Source organism: Demequina phytophila (assembly GCF_000971135.1).
GTDB classification, from domain to species: domain Bacteria; phylum Actinomycetota; class Actinomycetes; order Actinomycetales; family Demequinaceae; genus Demequina; species Demequina phytophila.
The window spans coordinates 1-15,196 of sequence record NZ_BBLW01000006.1 but is presented as its reverse complement, the minus strand read 5'-3'; the positions used below and the strand labels follow the sequence as shown (position 1 = coordinate 15,196).

Here is a 15,196-nt window from a genome sequence, read left to right as displayed (position 1 = left end):
GAATCGGGCGGGCGCGTCAGGCGAGCGGTGCGAGCATCTCCTTGACCGTCGCGGCCGTGGGCACGCGGCCCGACATCAGCAGCTTCTCGTCGACCACGAGGCCCGGCGTGCGCATCACGCCGTAGCCGGCGATGGCGCCGTAGTCGGTGACCTTCTCGAAGGTCGCGTCGAGGCCCAGCGCGCCGGCGGCCTCGCGCGTCACGCGCTCGAGGGTGGCGCAGTTCGCGCATCCGGGGCCGAGGATCTTGATGTGCATGGCGGGTTCCTTCCGGTACGGGGGACTCAAGCAGGCAGCACTGCGTTGAAGAGGTAGCCGACCGCGATGATCCCCACGGTCACCACGGCGATGAAGATCGCGATGAGGCGCGGCTTGAGGACGCGGCGCAGCAGGATGGTCTCGGGCAGGCTGAGCGCGACGGTCGCCATCATGAACGCGAGCAGCGTGCCTATGGGCAGGCCCTTGTCGGACAGCGCCTCGACCATCGGCAGGATCCCGGCGGCGTTGGAGTACAGCGGTACGCCGAGCAGCACGGCGAGCGGCACGGCGAGCAGGTTGTCGGCGCCGGCGTGGTCGGCGAACCACCGCTCGGGCGCCCAGCCGTGGATCGCGGCGCCGATCCCGATGCCTACCAGGAGGTACGGCCAGATCTTCTTGAGGATGTCGCGGACCTCCTCGAGGCCCATCTGGATGCGGTCGTTCCACGTGAGGGCGTAGCCCGGGTCCACGGCCTCCCCGCCCAGGGTGGTCTCGAACACGAACGGCTCGACCCACGTCTCCGGCCGCAGCCTCCCGATCACGAACCCCGCGACCACCGCGATCACCAGCCCGGCGGCCACATAGAGGAGCGTCGGCCCCCACCCGAACAGGCCCAGCAGCAGCGCGATCGCGACCTCGTTGACCAGGGGGCTCGCGATGAGGAAGCTCATGGTCACCCCGACCGGCACGCCCGCGGCCACGAAGCCGATGAACGCCGGCACCGCCGAGCACGAGCAGAACGGCGTCACCACGCCCAGCGACGCCGCGACCACGTTGCCGACCCCGGCGCGCTTGCCGCCCAGGATCGCGCGCGTGCGCTCGACCGACATGAACGACCGCAGCACCGTCACGACGAAGATGATCCCCGTGAGCAGCAGCAGGATCTTGGTGGTGTCGTAGAGGAAGAAGTGGATGCCGGAGCCCAGCCGAGTCGAGAGGTCGAGCCCCGCGACGTCGCCGAGCAGCCAGTCCCAGAACGGCAGGTTGACCGCGTACAGCACCCACCATGCGACGGCCGCGACGGCCAGCCCGGCCCGCCGCTGCATGGGCGTGGCCGTGTGAACGCGCTCCATGACGGTCACGGCGTCGCCTCCACCAGGGCGCGGGAGACCGGGAGGGCGGCGGCGAGCCGGGACGATGCGTCGGTCGCCAGGGCGTAGTCGATCCAGCGGCCGCGGCGCGACGAGGTGACGAGCCCGGCCTCGCGCAGCACCTTGAGGTGGTAGCTGAGCAGGGTGCTCGAGACGTCGGCGTGCTCCTGGAGGTCGCACACGCAACGCGGCCCCGCGGCGAGGCGCTCGAGCACGGCCCAGCGGACCGGGTCGGCGGCGGCCTGGAGCAGCGCGGCGGGGGTCAGTTCAGCCACGTTTGAAGTGTGTACCCGTGGGGGTATGCGTCACCGGGACCGAGGTCCCCGCCCCCTGGTTCGCTCCGCACGGTCTCGCTCGGCGCGCAGCGGCGTGTCGCCCGGAATCGGCCGAGATGGCCCGCGTGTCGATCGTGAAACCGTGCGGAGCGAACTCGGGAGGGGGCGGGACGTTGGCCACGCGCACCGCCGCCCGCCCCTACTAGGCTGACCGCATGACCTACACACTGATCCTGCTCCGCCACGGCGAGAGCGAGTGGAACGAGAAGAACCTGTTCACCGGCTGGGTCGACGTCCCGCTCAACGAGAAGGGCACGGGCGAGGCCACGCGCGGCGGTGAGCTGCTCAAGGAGGAGGGCATCCTGCCCGACGTGCTCCACACGTCGCTCCTGCGCCGCGCGATCATGACCGCGAACCTCGCGCTCGACGCCGCGGACCGCCACTGGATCCCCGTGAAGCGCAACTGGCGCCTCAACGAGCGTCACTACGGCGACCTCCAGGGCAAGAACAAGGCCGAGACCCTCGAGCAGTTCGGCGAGGAGAAGTTCATGATCTGGCGCCGTTCGTACGACGTGCCGCCGCCGGAGATCAGCGCCGACAACCCGTGGACCCAGGAGGGCGACCCGCGCTACGCCGGCGAGCCGATCCCGAAGACCGAGTGCCTCAAGGACGTCCTCGAGCGCGCCCTCCCGTACTGGGAGGAGGCCGTGGTCCCCGACCTCAAGGCCGGCAAGACCGTCATGGTCGCCGCGCACGGTAACTCGCTGCGCGCGATCGTCAAGCACCTCGACGACATCGCGGACGACGCGATCGTGGGCGTCAACATCCCCACGGGCATCCCGCTGGTCTACCACCTCGACGAGGAGACCCTGAAGCCCACCAACCCCGGCGGCACCTACCTCGACCCGGAGGCAGCCGCGGCCGCCATCCAGGCCGTCGCCAACCAGGGCAAGAAGAAGTAGCAGCCGGGACGATGCGCCGGTTGCGCCTCGTACGAGGCCCGGCCCGCGCATCGTCCCCCTGAACGACGAAGCCCCCGACCGTCCGGTCGGGGGCTTCGGCTATGTCCGGGACGCGTCAGATCTTGGCGTCGGAGCCCGAGTGGTCGCCGGTGACCAGGTAGACGATGCGGCGGGAGATCCCCACCGCGTGGTCGCCGAAACGCTCGAAGTAGCGCGACAGCAGCGCGACGTCGAGGGTGTTCTGCGCGGAGCCCGTGTAGGTGCCGTCCACGAGGCTCTTGTAGGCACGCTCGTGGAGGGCGTCGAGGCGGTCGTCGTCCTCCACGATCGCGGCGGCGACGTTGAGGTCGCGCGTCTCGAGGAGGCGGATGATCTCGCCGGCGGCCTCGGTGGCCGCGGAGCACATCTGCTCGATGATCGCGCGGTGCGAGTCGGGGATCGCGGACTCGGGGTACGAGCGGCGGACGTCCTTCGCGATGTGCTCGGCGAGGTCGCCCATGCGCTCGAGCGACGCGGAGATGCGTAGCGCGGAGATGATGGTGCGGAGGTCGAGGCCCACGGGCTGCTGCTGGGCGATCAGCAGGACGCAGCGCTCGTCGACCTGGGTCTCGAGCTCGTCGAGGGCCTCGTCGTCGGCGATGACGCTCTGGGCCAGCTCGAGGTTGCCGGTGAGGATGGCCTCCGAGGCCTTGGTGATCGCGGACTCGACGTGGCGGGCCATCGCGACGAGGTCCTCGGCCAGGACCGCCATCTCGGCGTTGAACAGGGTGCGCATGACTCTCCTTACAGACTCAAGGGCTCCAGTCTGGCATCGGGCGGAGGGACGATGCGCGCGTCACCCGGGCGGGCAGGTGAACAATCGGTGGTCGCCGTGAACATTGGGTGAACTCCGGGGGCGGTGGATACTGTGGCGCCATGAGCCCCGAGGTATGGATCGCCGCCCTGGTAGGCCTGGTGATCGGCGTCGGCGTCACCGCCGCGTTGCAGTACTTCCGGACCCAGGAGGTCATCCAGGAGAACACCCTGGTCCCGCACCGGACCAGGCAGCTCATGGGTGTGCTGCAGGCCGGCGCCGTGGTGATCCGGCGTGACCGACGCAGCGCGTTCAGCAATCAGATGGCGGCCGCGCTGGGGGTCTCGCGGCCCGACGGCGCGCTCAACTCCGACCTCGCGGACCTCGCCGAGGAGGCGTGGCGTCGCGGCGAGGCGATCGAGTCGGAGATCGCGGTGCAGCGCGGTGTGCTCCGGACGCCCCGGTTCGTGCACGCCCGCGTCACCCCCGTCGACGACGAGCTGTGCCTCGCGCTGGTCAACGACAACACGGAGTCGCGTGCCGCGGAGCAGTCGCGCCGCGAGTTCGCGGTCAACGTGTCCCACGAGCTCAAGACGCCGATCGGCGCGATCAGCCTCCTCGCGGAGACCATCGAGGAGGCGTACGACGACCCGGAGATGGTGAGGAAGTTCTCCAAGAAGATGCGCAAGGAGGCCCGCCGCCTCACCAAGCTCATCCAGGAGATCATCGAGATCACGCGCCTCCAGTCCGGCGGCTCCGTGGCCGACCAGGAGGAGCTGCACCTCGACGGCGTGGTGCACGAGGCGGTCGAGGCCGCGCGCGTGATGGCCGAGGCCAAGGGGATCCGCCTGGTGACCGACGTGCGCGCGCATCCCTCCGTCTACGGCGACCGCGACCTGCTGGTGATGGCGTTCCGCAACCTCGTCGACAACGCCGTCCAGTACTCCGACGAGGGCAGCCCGGTCACCGTGTCGGTGGACGCGCGCGACGGCGTCGCGTCCGTCGCCGTGATCGACCGCGGCATCGGCATCGACTCCGCGGACGCCGAGCGGATCTTCGAACGCTTCTACCGCGCGGACCCGGCGCGCGCCCGCGACACGGGCGGCACGGGTCTGGGCCTCAGCATCGTCAAGCACATCGCCCTGCAGCATGCGGGCTCGGTCGCGCTATGGTCCGAGCCCGGTGTGGGGTCCACCTTCACCTTCAAGCTGGCAGTTCACCAGGAGGCATCATGACCGAGGCGCGCATCCTCGTCGTCGAGGACGAGGAGTCGTACCGCGACTCGCTGCAGTTCCTGCTCGAGCGGGAGGGCTTCACCGTCGCCCTCGCGGCCACCGGCACCGCCGGCCTCGACGCGTTCATCCGCGACGGCGCGGACCTGATCCTGCTCGACCTCATGCTGCCCGGCATGTCCGGCCCCGAGGTGTTCAAGGCGGTGCGCGAGCGCTCCGACGTGCCGGTCATCATGGTCACCGCGAAGGACGACCAGGTCGACAGGATCATCGGGCTCGAGCTCGGCGCCGACGACTACGTCACCAAGCCCTACTCCGGCCGCGAGCTGGTCGCGCGCATCCGGTCCGTGCTGCGCAGGTACGCGGCGGGGCAGCGCGACATCATCGACGAGCCCGAGCGGCTCACCGTCGCCGGGATCACCCTGGACCCCGAGCGGCTGCAGCTCACCCGCGACGGCGAGACCCAGTCGCTGCCGCCCAAGGAGTTCGCGCTCCTTCACCTGCTCGCACAGAACGCCGGGCGGGTGCTGCCTCGCCAGGTCATCATCGACCGCGTGTGGGGCTCGGACTACTTCGGTGACACCAAGACGCTGGACGTGCACATCAAGCGGATCCGGTCCCGCGTCGAGGCCGACCCGTCCGAGCCCGAGCTCATCCTCACCGTCCGCGGGGTCGGGTACAGCTTCGAGGGGTAGGCGCGCCGCGACGGGGTGCGCGCCTCCACCCGACTCGGCCCGGGCATCGTCCCGCGGCGGCGCCCGAACCGGCCGGGGCATCGTCCCGCGACGCTCCGTTGATAGCCCGTGCAGAGAAGCCGCCGCGGATCCGTACTCCCGTCTCAACGGAACGCGCGGGCGCGCCTCGCCCGGACGCCAGCATGTGTGGGTCGCGGCGCTCGCCGTTTTCATGCAACTTCGGCAGGGTCGTGGGCGCCGCGGACGGTCCGCGCTTCATCACGCAGGGCTACCACCAGGCACGACGCTTTCGCAGCGGCCGCCGCGCAGCCATCCGAGTACGCGCGTGGAGGCGCGGAGGCGCCCAGAGTGCATGAAAACCGCGAGCATCGCGACGTGTGCCGGCGCGGTGAGCACGGAACGAGACAAACCTCGGGCTCGGAACCCGCGTGACTGCGCCGCGGCGCTCCGCTGATAGCCCCGTGCAGAGAAGTCGCCGCGGATCCGCACTCCCGTATCAACGGAACGCGCGGGCCCCGACGAAGCCTCGCGCCGCGCCCGCGCGAACCCCAGGATCGTCACGATCCGGTCACAAGCGCCCCGGTTCACCGGATGTTCACCCGCAGTTCAGAATCCCCCCGGCACCTCGTTACCTGACGTGCCTACGGTGAAGGTCATCCGGCAATCAGCCGGCCCTGCCCGGCGCTCCGCCGGGGTCCCATGAACGTGAGGATTCAGAAGTGAAGGCTTTCACCCGTAGCGGCGTCGTCCTGACCGCCGCAGCGCTCTCGCTGTCGCTGGCCGCCTGCTCGGCCTCGAACGAGCCCGCCGCCGACGACGCGACCGCCTCGGCCGCGGCCACCTCCGAGACCGCCGTCGAGCTGTCGGGCAACCTCCAGGCCGCCGGTGCCTCGTCGCAGGAGTCCGCGATGGACGCCTGGCGCGCGGGCTTCCAGTCCCTCAACGCCGACGTGACCGTGGGCTACGACCCGGTCGGCTCGGGCGGCGGAATCGAGCAGTTCCTCGCGGGCGCCGTGCCCTTCGCCGGCTCCGACGGCCTGCTCGAGGAGGCGGAGTACGCCGCCGCCGTCGAGCGTTGCGACGGCGACGCCGGCGCGATCCACCTGCCCATGTACATCTCGCCCGTCGCGGTCATCTTCAACCTCGAGGGCGTGGACAGCCTCAACCTCGACGCCGAGACCATCGCGAACATCTTCGACGGCAAGATCACCACCTGGGACGACGAGGCCATCGCGTCGCAGAACGAGGGCGTCGAGCTCCCGTCGTCGAACATCACCGTCGTGTTCCGTTCGGACTCGTCCGGCACCTCGGAGAACTTCACCGACTACCTCGAGCAGACCTCGGGTGGCGCGTGGCCGTACGAGGCCACCAAGGAGTTCTCGACCGCCGCGAGCCAGTCGGTGGGTGCCGACGGCACCTCCGCCGTGGTCGACACCGTCACCTCGACCGATGGCGCCATCGGCTACGCGGACGCCTCGCGCGCCGGCGACCTCGGCACCGTCGCCCTCAAGGTGGGCGAGGAGTACGTGCCCTTCTCCCCGGAGGCCGCCGCGAACATCATCGCCGCGTCGCCGCTGTCGGACACGGCCAACGGTGAGAACGACCTCGCGTACGCGATCGACCGCACCACCACCGACTCCACCGCATACCCGCTGACCCTGGTCTCGTACCACATCGTCTGCCAGCAGTACGACGACGAGACCGAGCGTGCGCTCGTCACCGCGTTCGAGAAGTACGTCGCGTCGGAGGAGGGCCAGGCCGCTGCCGCCGAGGCCGCCGGTTCGGCCCCGCTGCCCGCGGACGTGTCCGCTCACGTCGAGTCGATCCTCGACGAGATCGCGGCGGGCTGACCCGCTCGTAGGACCTGATGGTGGTGGGCTCGCCCTCGACGGGTGAGCCCACCACCTTGCCCATTACGATGGGGCCGCAACCAAGGGAGACCTTCGCGTGACGACCACAGAGCAGTCGCCAGAGACCACGCCGCCGAGCGACTACGGCACCCACCCCGGCGCAGCCGCGAACCACGCGTTCAAGTGGGTGTCGACCGGTGCGGGCTCGCTCATCCTCATCACCCTCGCCGCCGTCGCGACGTTCCTCCTCATGGAGGCGTGGCCCGCGGTGTCGATGCCGGCCGCGGAGCTCGGTGACGCGGTCTCCTTCATCAAGCCGGAGGACGGGCAGAGCCTCCTCGAGATCGTCGGGTACCTGGTCTACGGGACCATCCTCATCTCGGTGATCGCGCTGCTGCTGGGCACCCCGGTCGCGATCGGCATCGCGCTGTTCATCTCGCACTTCGCCCCGCGCCGCCTCGCGCAGGGCCTCGGCTACCTCATCGACCTGCTCGCGGCCGTGCCCTCCGTGGTCTACGGCCTGTGGGGCGTCGCGGTGCTGGTGCCGTTCCTCCAGCCCTTCTACCAGTTCCTCGCGGACTACCTGGGCTGGATCCCGATCTTCGCGCCGCCGGAGTCCGGCGAGGTCTTCACCGGCCGCGTGGCGCTGTCCGCGGGCATCGTGCTCGCGATCATGATCATCCCGATCATCTCCGCCGTGTCGCGCGAGGTGTTCCTGCAGACCCCCAAGCTGCACGAGGAGGCCGCCCTCGCGATGGGCGCCACCCGCTGGGAGATGATCCGCATGGCGGTGTTCCCGTTCGGCCGTTCCGGCATGATCGGCGCGACCATGCTGGGACTGGGCCGCGCGCTCGGCGAGACCATGGCCGTGCTGATGATCATCAGCCCCGGGCTCACGTTCTCGCCGTACATCCTGCAGCCCAACCAGCACAACACGATCGCGGCCTACATCGCGCTGCAGTTCCCCGAGGCCAACGCGCTCGGCGTGAACTCGCTCATCGCGATGGGTCTGGCGCTGTTCGTGATCACCCTGCTCGTCAACATGCTCGCCCGCTGGGTGGTCAGCCGTCGCAGCGAATTCTCCGGAGCCAACTGATGACCGCCACGACGACCCTCACGTCCACGGCCCCCATGATGGGCCTGTCCCGATCGCGCCGCCTCAAGAACGCGGGCATGACCGCGGTGATCTACGGCGCCTTCGCGCTCGCGGTGATCCCGCTGGTCTGGCTCGCCGTCACCGTGGTGGTCAACGGCCTCGACCGCTTCTTCATCTCGGACGCCGAGGGCCTCGACGCGGGCTTCAACCTCGAGTTCCTCCAGCAGTCCATGCGCGGCGTGTTCGGCGCGGAGCCGGCGTTCGGCGGCATCCTCCACGCGATCTGGGGCACCGTCCTCATGACCATCGCGGCCACCGTGATCTCCGTGCCGATCGGCCTGCTCACCTCGATCTACCTGGTCGAGTACGGCAGCGGCTGGCTCAAGAAGGCGATCACGTTCTTCGTGGACGTCATGACGGGCATCCCGTCGATCGTCGCCGGTCTGTTCGCCTACTCGCTGTTCGCGGTCATCGCGGGCCCGGGCACCAAGCTGGGCATCGTGGGTGCGATCGCGCTGTCGGTCCTCATGATCCCCGTGGTGGTCCGCTCCTCGGAGGAGATGCTGCGCCTGGTGCCCAACGAGCTGCGCGAGGCCTCCTACGCGCTCGGCGTGCCCAAGTGGCTCACGGTCCTCAAGGTGGTGGTCCGCACCGCGATCGCGGGCATCACCACCGGCGTCACCCTCGCGATCGCCCGCGTGATCGGCGAGACGGCCCCGCTGCTCGTCGCGGTGGGCGTCACCGACTCGATGAACTTCAACCTCTTCGACGGCCGCATGATGTCGCTCCCGGTGTACATCATCTCGGAGTACGAGAAGGGCGTCCTGCCCTGCAACACCGCGACCTGCATCGGCGAGATCACGCAGTACCGCGCGTGGGGTGCCGCCCTGGTCCTCATCCTGATCGTGATGGCGCTCAACCTGATCGCCCGCCTGATCGCACGCTTCTTCTCCCCCAAGACCGGCCGCTAGCCAGAACCGGAGCCTCAGTGTCCAAGCGCATCGACGTCAACAACCTCAACGTCTACTACAGCAACTTCCTTGCGGTCGAGGACGTGTCGCTCGCGATCGAGCCCAAGTCGGTGACGGCGTTCATCGGCCCGTCCGGCTGCGGCAAGTCGACGTTCCTCCGCACGCTCAACCGCATGCACGAGGTCATCCCCGGCGCGCGCGTCGAGGGCGAGGTCCTCATGGACGGCGTCAACCTCTACGCCGACGCCGTCGACCCCGTGACGGTCCGCCGCCACGTGGGCATGGTGTTCCAGCGCCCCAACCCGTTCCCCACGATGTCGATCGCGGAGAACGTGCTCGCGGGCGTCAAGCTCAACAACAAGCGCATCTCCCGCGCGGACGCCGACGACCTGGTCGAGTCCTCGCTGCGCGGCGCGAACCTGTGGGAGGAGGTCAAGGACCGCCTCGACAAGCCCGGCTCCTCGCTCTCCGGCGGGCAGCAGCAGCGCCTGTGCATCGCGCGCGCGATCGCGATCAAGCCGGACGTGCTCCTCATGGACGAGCCCTGCTCCGCCCTGGACCCCATCTCGACCCTCGCGATCGAGGACCTCATCCAGGAGCTCAAGTCGCAGTACACGATCGTGATCGTGACCCACAACATGCAGCAGGCCGCGCGCGTCTCCGACCGCACCGCGTTCTTCAACATCGCGGGCACCGGCAAGCCGGGCAAGCTCATCGAGATGAACGACACCCCGACCATGTTCTCCACGCCGTCGGAGAAGGCCACCGAGGACTACATCTCGGGCCGCTTCGGCTGAACCCGGGGGATCACCTCTCCACACAGAAGCGGGGCCGGTGCGTGTGCATCGGCCCCGCTTCTTCGCATCATGCCTGGTAGGGGACGATGCTCCGGTTCAGTTGTGTGGAGAGGTGCACGTCGCGTGTGGAGGGGTGCACGGCGGCGCCGCGTTACAGCGAGTCGAGCTCCGGCTCGTACTCGGGCAGCGTGCCGTCGAGGACGGGCACGGTCTCGGTGATGGTGCCGGCCTGCTCGGACATGAGGACCACGTCCTGCAGGCCGCCGGGCGCCGCGCTCGACGTGCCGGTGACGTGCGTCTCGTCCTCCTCGCCGCCCAGCTGGACGGACGTGCCAGCGGGCACCTCGACGGCGACGGCCTCGCCGGTGCCGAGCCCCACGGAGACCTCGATGGGCTCCTCGCCGTAGTTGTGCAGCGAGCCGATGAGCACGGCCGGCTCGCCCTCGCCCTCGGTGATGACCAGGAGGTTGAGGCCCTTGACGTCGCCCACCTCCACGCTCATGCCGTCCGAGGCGTCGTACGCCTGCTGCGTGGTGATCGGGTTGACGGCGGAGCAGCCGGCCGTCGCGAGGGCGACGGCGGCGGCGAGCGAGAGGACGCGAACGGGGTGCTTCACGGCGGGACCTTTCCGGGGTGACAGTCACCGAAAGGATAGTGGCTCGGCGTGTCGCGCGGCCACCGCGTGCCGGGCGCCGCGGCGACGCGCCCGCGCCCCATTTGTGGCACAGAATGCTGCCAAAACGCCGTTTCGGGGACCATCGGCCCACTGCCAGGCGGAATGCGCCTGTTATTGGGGAAATGCCAAATGGTAGAATGGAGTTCCGTCGAGAAGGGGATTACTCCACCATGAACTTCGTCGTTGGCGAGACCGTCGTCTACCCCCACCATGGGGCGGCCCAGATCCAGGACATCAAGAAGCGCATCATCCGCGGCGAGGAGAAGACCTACCTCAAGCTCAAGGTAGCGCAGGGTGACCTGACCATCGAGGTGCCGGCCGAGAACGTCGACCTGGTGGGTGTCCGCGACGTCGTCGACCAGGCGGGTCTCGAGAAGGTGTTCGGCGTGCTGCGCGAGCCCTACATCGAGGAGCCCACCAACTGGTCGCGCCGCTACAAGGCCAACGTCGAGAAGCTCGCATCCGGCGACGTGATCCGCGTGGCCGAGGTGGTCCGCGACCTGTCCCGCCGCGACACCGACAAGGGCCTGTCCGCCGGCGAGAAGCGCATGCTGCACAAGGCGCGCCAGATCCTCGTCTCGGAGCTCGCGCTCGCCGAGAAGTGCGACGAGCAGGCCGCCGAGGCCCGTCTCGACGAGGTCCTCGCCTCGTGACCGTCGCGGCCGTGGTCACGGCCGCCGGCTACGGGACCCGGCTGGGTTCCGACCTTCCCAAGGCGCTCGTGCGCGTCGCGGGCGAACCCCTGGTGACGCACGCCGTGCGGCGCGCGCTGGGGGTCGCCTCGCGCGTGGTGGTGACGGCGCCGCCCACCCATCTCGACGCCTTCCGTGAGGCGCTCGAGGGACTCGACGCGAGCATCGTCCCCGGCGCGGACACGCGCCAGGGGTCCGTGTCGGCGGGCCTCGCGGCCCTCGCGCCGGCACCCGACGACGTGGTCCTGGTGCACGATGCCGCGCGGGCCTTCCAGCCCGAGGCCACCATGCGGGCGGTCGCCGCGGCGGTGGAGGACGGCGCGGACGGCGCCATCCCCGTGGTCCCGGTGGTCGACACCCTCGTGACCGCGCCCGGCCCCGACGGCGCGCTCGGCGACCCGGTCGACCGTGCCGGGTTCCGCATCGTCCAGACCCCGCAGGCGTTCCGCGCGTCCGTGCTGCTCGACGCGCACGCGCGCGGCGGCGCCGAGGCGACCGACGACGCCACCCTCGCGCGTGCCCTCGGCTACCGCGTGGTCGCCATCGACGGGCACGAGTGGGGCGTCAAGATCACCCACGCCGGCGACCTCGCGCTGGCCGAGCACATCGCGGTTCGGTCCGCGCCCGCAGAGGAGACCGTGTGAACCTGCCCCGGACCGGCATCGGCGTGGACGTGCACGCGTTCGGCGGCGACCGCCCCCTCATGGTCGCGGGGCTGGAGTGGCCGGGCGAGCCGGGCCTCGAGGGGCACTCGGACGCGGACGTCGCGGCGCACGCCGCCTGCGACGCGCTGCTGTCCGCCGCGGGCCTGGGAGACCTGGGCTCGAACTTCGGGACCTCGCGTCCCGAGTGGGCGGGCGCCGCCGGGGTCGCGCTGCTCGCGGAGTCGGCGCGGCTGGTGCGTGAGGCGGGCTTCGAGATCGGGAACGTGGGCGTCCAGGTGATCGGCAACCGGCCCAAGCTCGCGCCCCGGCGCGCGGAGGCGGAGGCGGCGCTGTCCGCCGCGTGCGGGGCGCCCGTGACGGTGGCCGGCACCACCACCGACGGGCTCGGGCTCACGGGCCGCGGCGAGGGCATCGCGGCCATCGCAACGGCGCTCATCGTCGCGGGCTGACACCGCGGCCGCGCGCGCCACGGCGCGAACGGGACCACCGCATCGTCCCTCCAGGCACCCGACCGGTAGCCTGGGCGCGTGACCCTGCACCTGTACGACACCGCCACCCGCGACGAGCGCGCCTTCACGCCGCTCACCCCCGGCAAGGTGGGCATCTACCTGTGCGGTCCCACGGTGCAGAGCGCGCCGCACGTGGGCCACCTGCGCAGCGCCGTCGCGTTCGACGTGCTGCAGCGCTGGCTCGAGCGCTCCGGCTACCAGGTGACCCTGGTGCGCAACGTCACCGACATCGACGACAAGACCCTCGCGAAGGCCGCCGACGCCGGCTGGGAGTGGTGGGCCTGGGCCCTCAAGCACGAGCGCGAGTTCCAGGCCGCGTACGCCGCGGTGGGCGTGAAGCCGCCGGCCGCGGAGCCGCGCGCGACGGGGCACATCCCGGAGATCGTCGCGATCATCTCGCGCCTCATCGACGCCGGCCACGCATATGAGAAGGCCGGCTCGGTGTACTTCGACGTGCGCTCCTACGCGGACTACGGCACGCTCACGCGCCAGGCGCTCGACGACCTCTCGCCGGCCACGGACTCGCCCACCGAGGACAAGCGCGACCCTCACGACTTCGCGCTGTGGAAGGCCCGCAAGGACGGCGAGCCCGACACCGCGTCCTGGGACTCCCCGTGGGGTCCGGGGCGTCCGGGCTGGCACATCGAGTGCTCGGCGATGTCGCAGCGCTACCTGGGCGACGAGTTCGACATCCACGGCGGCGGCCTCGACCTGCGCTTCCCGCACCACGAGAACGAGCAGGCGCAGTCCCGCGCCGCCGGCTACGGCTTCGCTCACCTGTGGATGCACTCCGCGTGGGTGACGCAGTCCGGCGCGAAGATGTCGAAGTCGCTCGGCAACGGCCTGCTGGTCTCCGAGGTGCTCGCCGCGCACGAGCCCGCCGCCCTGCGCCTCGCGCTCGCCGCCGTCCACTACCGCTCGATGCTCGAGTACTCGCCGTCCACGCTCGACGAGGCGTCCGCGCAGTGGGCGCGCTTCCAGAGCTTCGTGGCGCGCGCGTCGGAGAAGGTGGGCGCGGTGTCCTCCGCGGACGTCGCGGCCGCGGCGCTGCCCGACGCGTTCGTCGAGGCCATGGACGACGACCTGGGCGTCCCGCGCGCCCTCGCGGTGATCCACGAGACGGTGCGGGCCGGCAACGCCGCGCTCACCGCGGGGGACGATGCCGCGGTCGCCTCCGCGCTCCTGGCCGCCCGGGCGATGCTCGACGTCCTGGGGCTGGACCCCGCCGCGCCCGAGTGGGCGGGGGAGAGGGCCGGGGCCTCGAGCTCCGCGATGGGCGCGCTCGACTTCCTGGTCAAGGCGGATATCGAGGCGCGCGCCGCCGCCCGGGCCGCGAAGGACTGGGGCACGGCGGACGCGATCCGCGACCGGCTGGCCGGCGCGGGGATCGTCATCGCGGACGCCGCCGACGGCGCCCGCTGGTCGCTCGCCGCGGACTCCTGAGCCCGCCCCACGGGCACCTCTCCACACCGATTCGGCACTGATCCACACAGGTGCCCCGATGTGAACGGGCACACGTCCGCGGGAGGCGACTTTCGCATCGTCTCGGGTGGAGAGGTGCACGGTGAGACGCCCGGGACGCGCGCGGCGCCGCGCGCCCCGTACCCTTGTAGCCATGGCTGGTAACTCGAAGCGCCGCGGCGCGACCCGAACTGCGGGATCCAAGAAGGGCGCGAAGGTCGGCACCGGCGGCCACGGCCGCAAGGCGCTCGAGGGCAAGGGTCCTACGCCCAAGGCGGAGGAGCGGCCCAACCACAAGGCGTACAAGGCCAAGGCGCGCGCCGAGAAGGAGGCCGCCAAGCGGCCCCCGACCGCCGGACGGACCACCCCGCGCGACCGCACCTCGCGCGCCGTCGACCTGGTGGTGGGCCGCAACAGCGTGCTCGAGGCGCTGCGCGAGGGCATGAGCGCGACGCTGCTGAGCGTGTTCAACCGGATCGACGCGGACGACCGCGTCACCGAGATCGTCTCCCTCGCCGTCGAGCAGGGCGTCGCGGTCCGCGAGGTCACCAAGGCCACGCTCGACGCGCTCGCGGACGGCTCGCCGCACCAGGGCGTCGCGCTCGAGGTGCCGCCGTACGAGTACGCGCACCCGTCCGACCTGCTCGAGGCCCCTTCGCCGGTGCGCATCATCGCGCTCGACGGCATCCAGGACCCGCGCAACCTGGGCGCGATCGTGCGTTCCGCGGCCGCGTTCGGCGCGTCCGGCGTGCTCATCCCGGAGCGCCGCGCGGCCGGCATGACCGTGGCCGCGTGGAAGGTGTCCGCTGGCGCCGCCTCGCGCATCCCCGTCGCGCGTGCCACCAACATGGTCCGCACGCTCGAGGAGTACAAGAAGGCCGGGCTCTTCGTGCTGGGTCTCGCGGGTGACGGCGACGTCTCGCTGCACGAGTCCAGCCTGCTCGACGGCCCGCTCGTGATCTTGGTCGGCGCCGAGGGCGAGGGCCTGTCCCGCCTGGTGCGCGAGACCTGCGACCAGGTCGCGTCCATCCCGATCGCCGCGACCACGGAGAGCCTCAACGCCTCCGTCGCGGCCTCGATCGCGCTCTACGAGGCGTCGAAGGCGCTCACCGCGTAGCTCCGGAGTTCGCTCCGCACGGTTTCAGCCCCGACACGCGGTGGTGCGCGGGACGATG

At 70.9% G+C, this 15,196-nt stretch carries 17 protein-coding genes; 12 read left to right on the top strand and 5 right to left on the bottom strand.

Features of this window, described 5'->3' with window-relative positions:
- Nucleotides 1–16 precede the first annotated feature (16 nt).
- Genes AOM01_RS09805 through AOM01_RS09795 form a run of 3 tightly spaced genes read right to left on the bottom strand, consistent with a single transcriptional unit; the run spans nt 17 to nt 1,622 of the window.
- Entirely contained in the window at nt 17–256 is a 240-nt protein-coding gene (locus AOM01_RS09805) for a thioredoxin family protein (protein ID WP_062292631.1), read from the bottom strand.
- Nucleotides 257–282: 26 nt separating this feature from the next.
- Nucleotides 283–1,329 (bottom strand): permease, encoded by a 1,047-nt coding sequence (locus AOM01_RS09800; protein WP_062293116.1) that lies wholly within the window; start codon nt 1,327–1,329, stop codon nt 283–285.
- A gap of 5 nt (nt 1,330–1,334) precedes the next feature.
- Nucleotides 1,335–1,622: an ArsR/SmtB family transcription factor gene (locus AOM01_RS09795; RefSeq protein ID WP_228374270.1), complete on the bottom strand. Its 288-nt coding sequence runs from the start codon at nt 1,620–1,622 to the stop codon at nt 1,335–1,337.
- A 215-nt stretch (nt 1,623–1,837) separates the two neighbouring features.
- On the opposite strand from AOM01_RS09795, the gene AOM01_RS09790 reads away from it, so the two are divergent.
- On the top strand, nt 1,838–2,584 hold the full coding sequence (locus tag AOM01_RS09790; protein WP_062292625.1) for a phosphoglyceromutase: 747 nt from the start codon (nt 1,838–1,840) through the stop codon (nt 2,582–2,584).
- Nucleotides 2,585–2,699: 115 nt separating this feature from the next.
- Here the strand turns inward: AOM01_RS09790 and phoU are convergent, their stop codons facing one another.
- Nucleotides 2,700–3,359 (bottom strand): phosphate signaling complex protein PhoU, encoded by a 660-nt coding sequence (gene phoU / locus AOM01_RS09785; protein ID WP_062292623.1) that lies wholly within the window; start codon nt 3,357–3,359, stop codon nt 2,700–2,702.
- A 140-nt stretch (nt 3,360–3,499) separates the two neighbouring features.
- Here phoU and AOM01_RS09780 point away from each other — a divergent pair, with 140 nt between their 5' ends.
- The 6 genes from AOM01_RS09780 (at nt 3,500) to pstB (ending at nt 10,018) form a co-directional block, all read left to right on the top strand.
- Entirely contained in the window at nt 3,500–4,612 is a 1,113-nt protein-coding gene (locus AOM01_RS09780) for a sensor histidine kinase (protein WP_062292621.1), read from the top strand.
- The gene (locus AOM01_RS09775; RefSeq protein ID WP_062292619.1) at nt 4,609–5,304 is read left to right on the top strand and encodes a response regulator transcription factor; all 696 of its coding nucleotides are present in this window, start codon (nt 4,609–4,611) and stop codon (nt 5,302–5,304) included. The genes AOM01_RS09780 and AOM01_RS09775 overlap by 4 nt, the downstream gene beginning before the upstream one ends.
- 719 nt (nt 5,305–6,023) lie before the next feature.
- Nucleotides 6,024–7,154, top strand: coding sequence for a phosphate ABC transporter substrate-binding protein PstS (pstS, locus tag AOM01_RS09770; protein ID WP_062292616.1), 1,131 nt, complete (start codon nt 6,024–6,026; stop codon nt 7,152–7,154).
- A 97-nt stretch (nt 7,155–7,251) separates the two neighbouring features.
- Complete coding sequence (gene pstC / locus AOM01_RS09765) at nt 7,252–8,250, top strand: phosphate ABC transporter permease subunit PstC (protein ID WP_062292613.1); 999 nt, start codon at nt 7,252–7,254, stop codon at nt 8,248–8,250.
- Nucleotides 8,250–9,221, top strand: a complete 972-nt coding sequence (gene pstA / locus AOM01_RS09760) for a phosphate ABC transporter permease PstA (protein ID WP_062292611.1) — start codon at nt 8,250–8,252, stop codon at nt 9,219–9,221. Before pstC ends, pstA begins: the two co-directional genes overlap by 1 nt.
- Before the next feature lie 17 nt (nt 9,222–9,238).
- The gene (gene pstB / locus AOM01_RS09755) at nt 9,239–10,018 is read left to right on the top strand and encodes a phosphate ABC transporter ATP-binding protein PstB (protein ID WP_062292608.1); all 780 of its coding nucleotides are present in this window, start codon (nt 9,239–9,241) and stop codon (nt 10,016–10,018) included.
- A 151-nt stretch (nt 10,019–10,169) separates the two neighbouring features.
- On the opposite strand, the gene AOM01_RS09750 is transcribed toward pstB, so the two are convergent.
- Entirely contained in the window at nt 10,170–10,634 is a 465-nt protein-coding gene (locus tag AOM01_RS09750) for a hypothetical protein (protein WP_062292605.1), read from the bottom strand.
- 230 nt (nt 10,635–10,864) lie between these two features.
- Here AOM01_RS09750 and AOM01_RS09745 point away from each other — a divergent pair, with 230 nt between their 5' ends.
- From AOM01_RS09745 to rlmB, 5 genes are all read left to right on the top strand, one after another.
- On the top strand, nt 10,865–11,347 hold the full coding sequence (locus AOM01_RS09745; RefSeq protein ID WP_062292602.1) for a CarD family transcriptional regulator: 483 nt from the start codon (nt 10,865–10,867) through the stop codon (nt 11,345–11,347).
- Nucleotides 11,344–12,030, top strand: a complete 687-nt coding sequence (gene ispD, locus AOM01_RS09740; protein ID WP_156155928.1) for a 2-C-methyl-D-erythritol 4-phosphate cytidylyltransferase — start codon at nt 11,344–11,346, stop codon at nt 12,028–12,030. The genes AOM01_RS09745 and ispD overlap by 4 nt, the downstream gene beginning before the upstream one ends.
- Nucleotides 12,027–12,500, top strand: coding sequence for a 2-C-methyl-D-erythritol 2,4-cyclodiphosphate synthase (gene ispF / locus AOM01_RS09735; RefSeq protein WP_062292596.1), 474 nt, complete (start codon nt 12,027–12,029; stop codon nt 12,498–12,500). Before ispD ends, ispF begins: the two co-directional genes overlap by 4 nt.
- A gap of 78 nt (nt 12,501–12,578) precedes the next feature.
- Nucleotides 12,579–14,003, top strand: a complete 1,425-nt coding sequence (gene cysS / locus AOM01_RS09730; RefSeq protein ID WP_062292594.1) for a cysteine--tRNA ligase — start codon at nt 12,579–12,581, stop codon at nt 14,001–14,003.
- A 172-nt stretch (nt 14,004–14,175) separates the two neighbouring features.
- Nucleotides 14,176–15,138 (top strand): 23S rRNA (guanosine(2251)-2'-O)-methyltransferase RlmB, encoded by a 963-nt coding sequence (rlmB, locus tag AOM01_RS09725; RefSeq protein ID WP_062292591.1) that lies wholly within the window; start codon nt 14,176–14,178, stop codon nt 15,136–15,138.
- The last annotated feature ends 58 nt before the right edge of the window (nt 15,139–15,196 follow it).

Coding starts and splice junctions, on each gene's coding strand:
- AOM01_RS09805 (WP_062292631.1), bottom strand. CDS start 256: ATGCACATCAAGATCCTCGGCCCCGGATGCGCGAACTGCGCCACCCTC.
- AOM01_RS09800 (WP_062293116.1), bottom strand. CDS start 1,329: ATGGAGCGCGTTCACACGGCCACGCCCATGCAGCGGCGGGCCGGGCTG.
- AOM01_RS09790 (WP_062292625.1), top strand. CDS start 1,838: ATGACCTACACACTGATCCTGCTCCGCCACGGCGAGAGCGAGTGGAAC.
- phoU (WP_062292623.1), bottom strand. CDS start 3,359: ATGCGCACCCTGTTCAACGCCGAGATGGCGGTCCTGGCCGAGGACCTC.
- AOM01_RS09780 (WP_062292621.1), top strand. CDS start 3,500: ATGAGCCCCGAGGTATGGATCGCCGCCCTGGTAGGCCTGGTGATCGGC.
- AOM01_RS09775 (WP_062292619.1), top strand. CDS start 4,609: ATGACCGAGGCGCGCATCCTCGTCGTCGAGGACGAGGAGTCGTACCGC.
- pstA (WP_062292611.1), top strand. CDS start 8,250: ATGACCGCCACGACGACCCTCACGTCCACGGCCCCCATGATGGGCCTG.
- AOM01_RS09745 (WP_062292602.1), top strand. CDS start 10,865: ATGAACTTCGTCGTTGGCGAGACCGTCGTCTACCCCCACCATGGGGCG.
- rlmB (WP_062292591.1), top strand. CDS start 14,176: ATGGCTGGTAACTCGAAGCGCCGCGGCGCGACCCGAACTGCGGGATCC.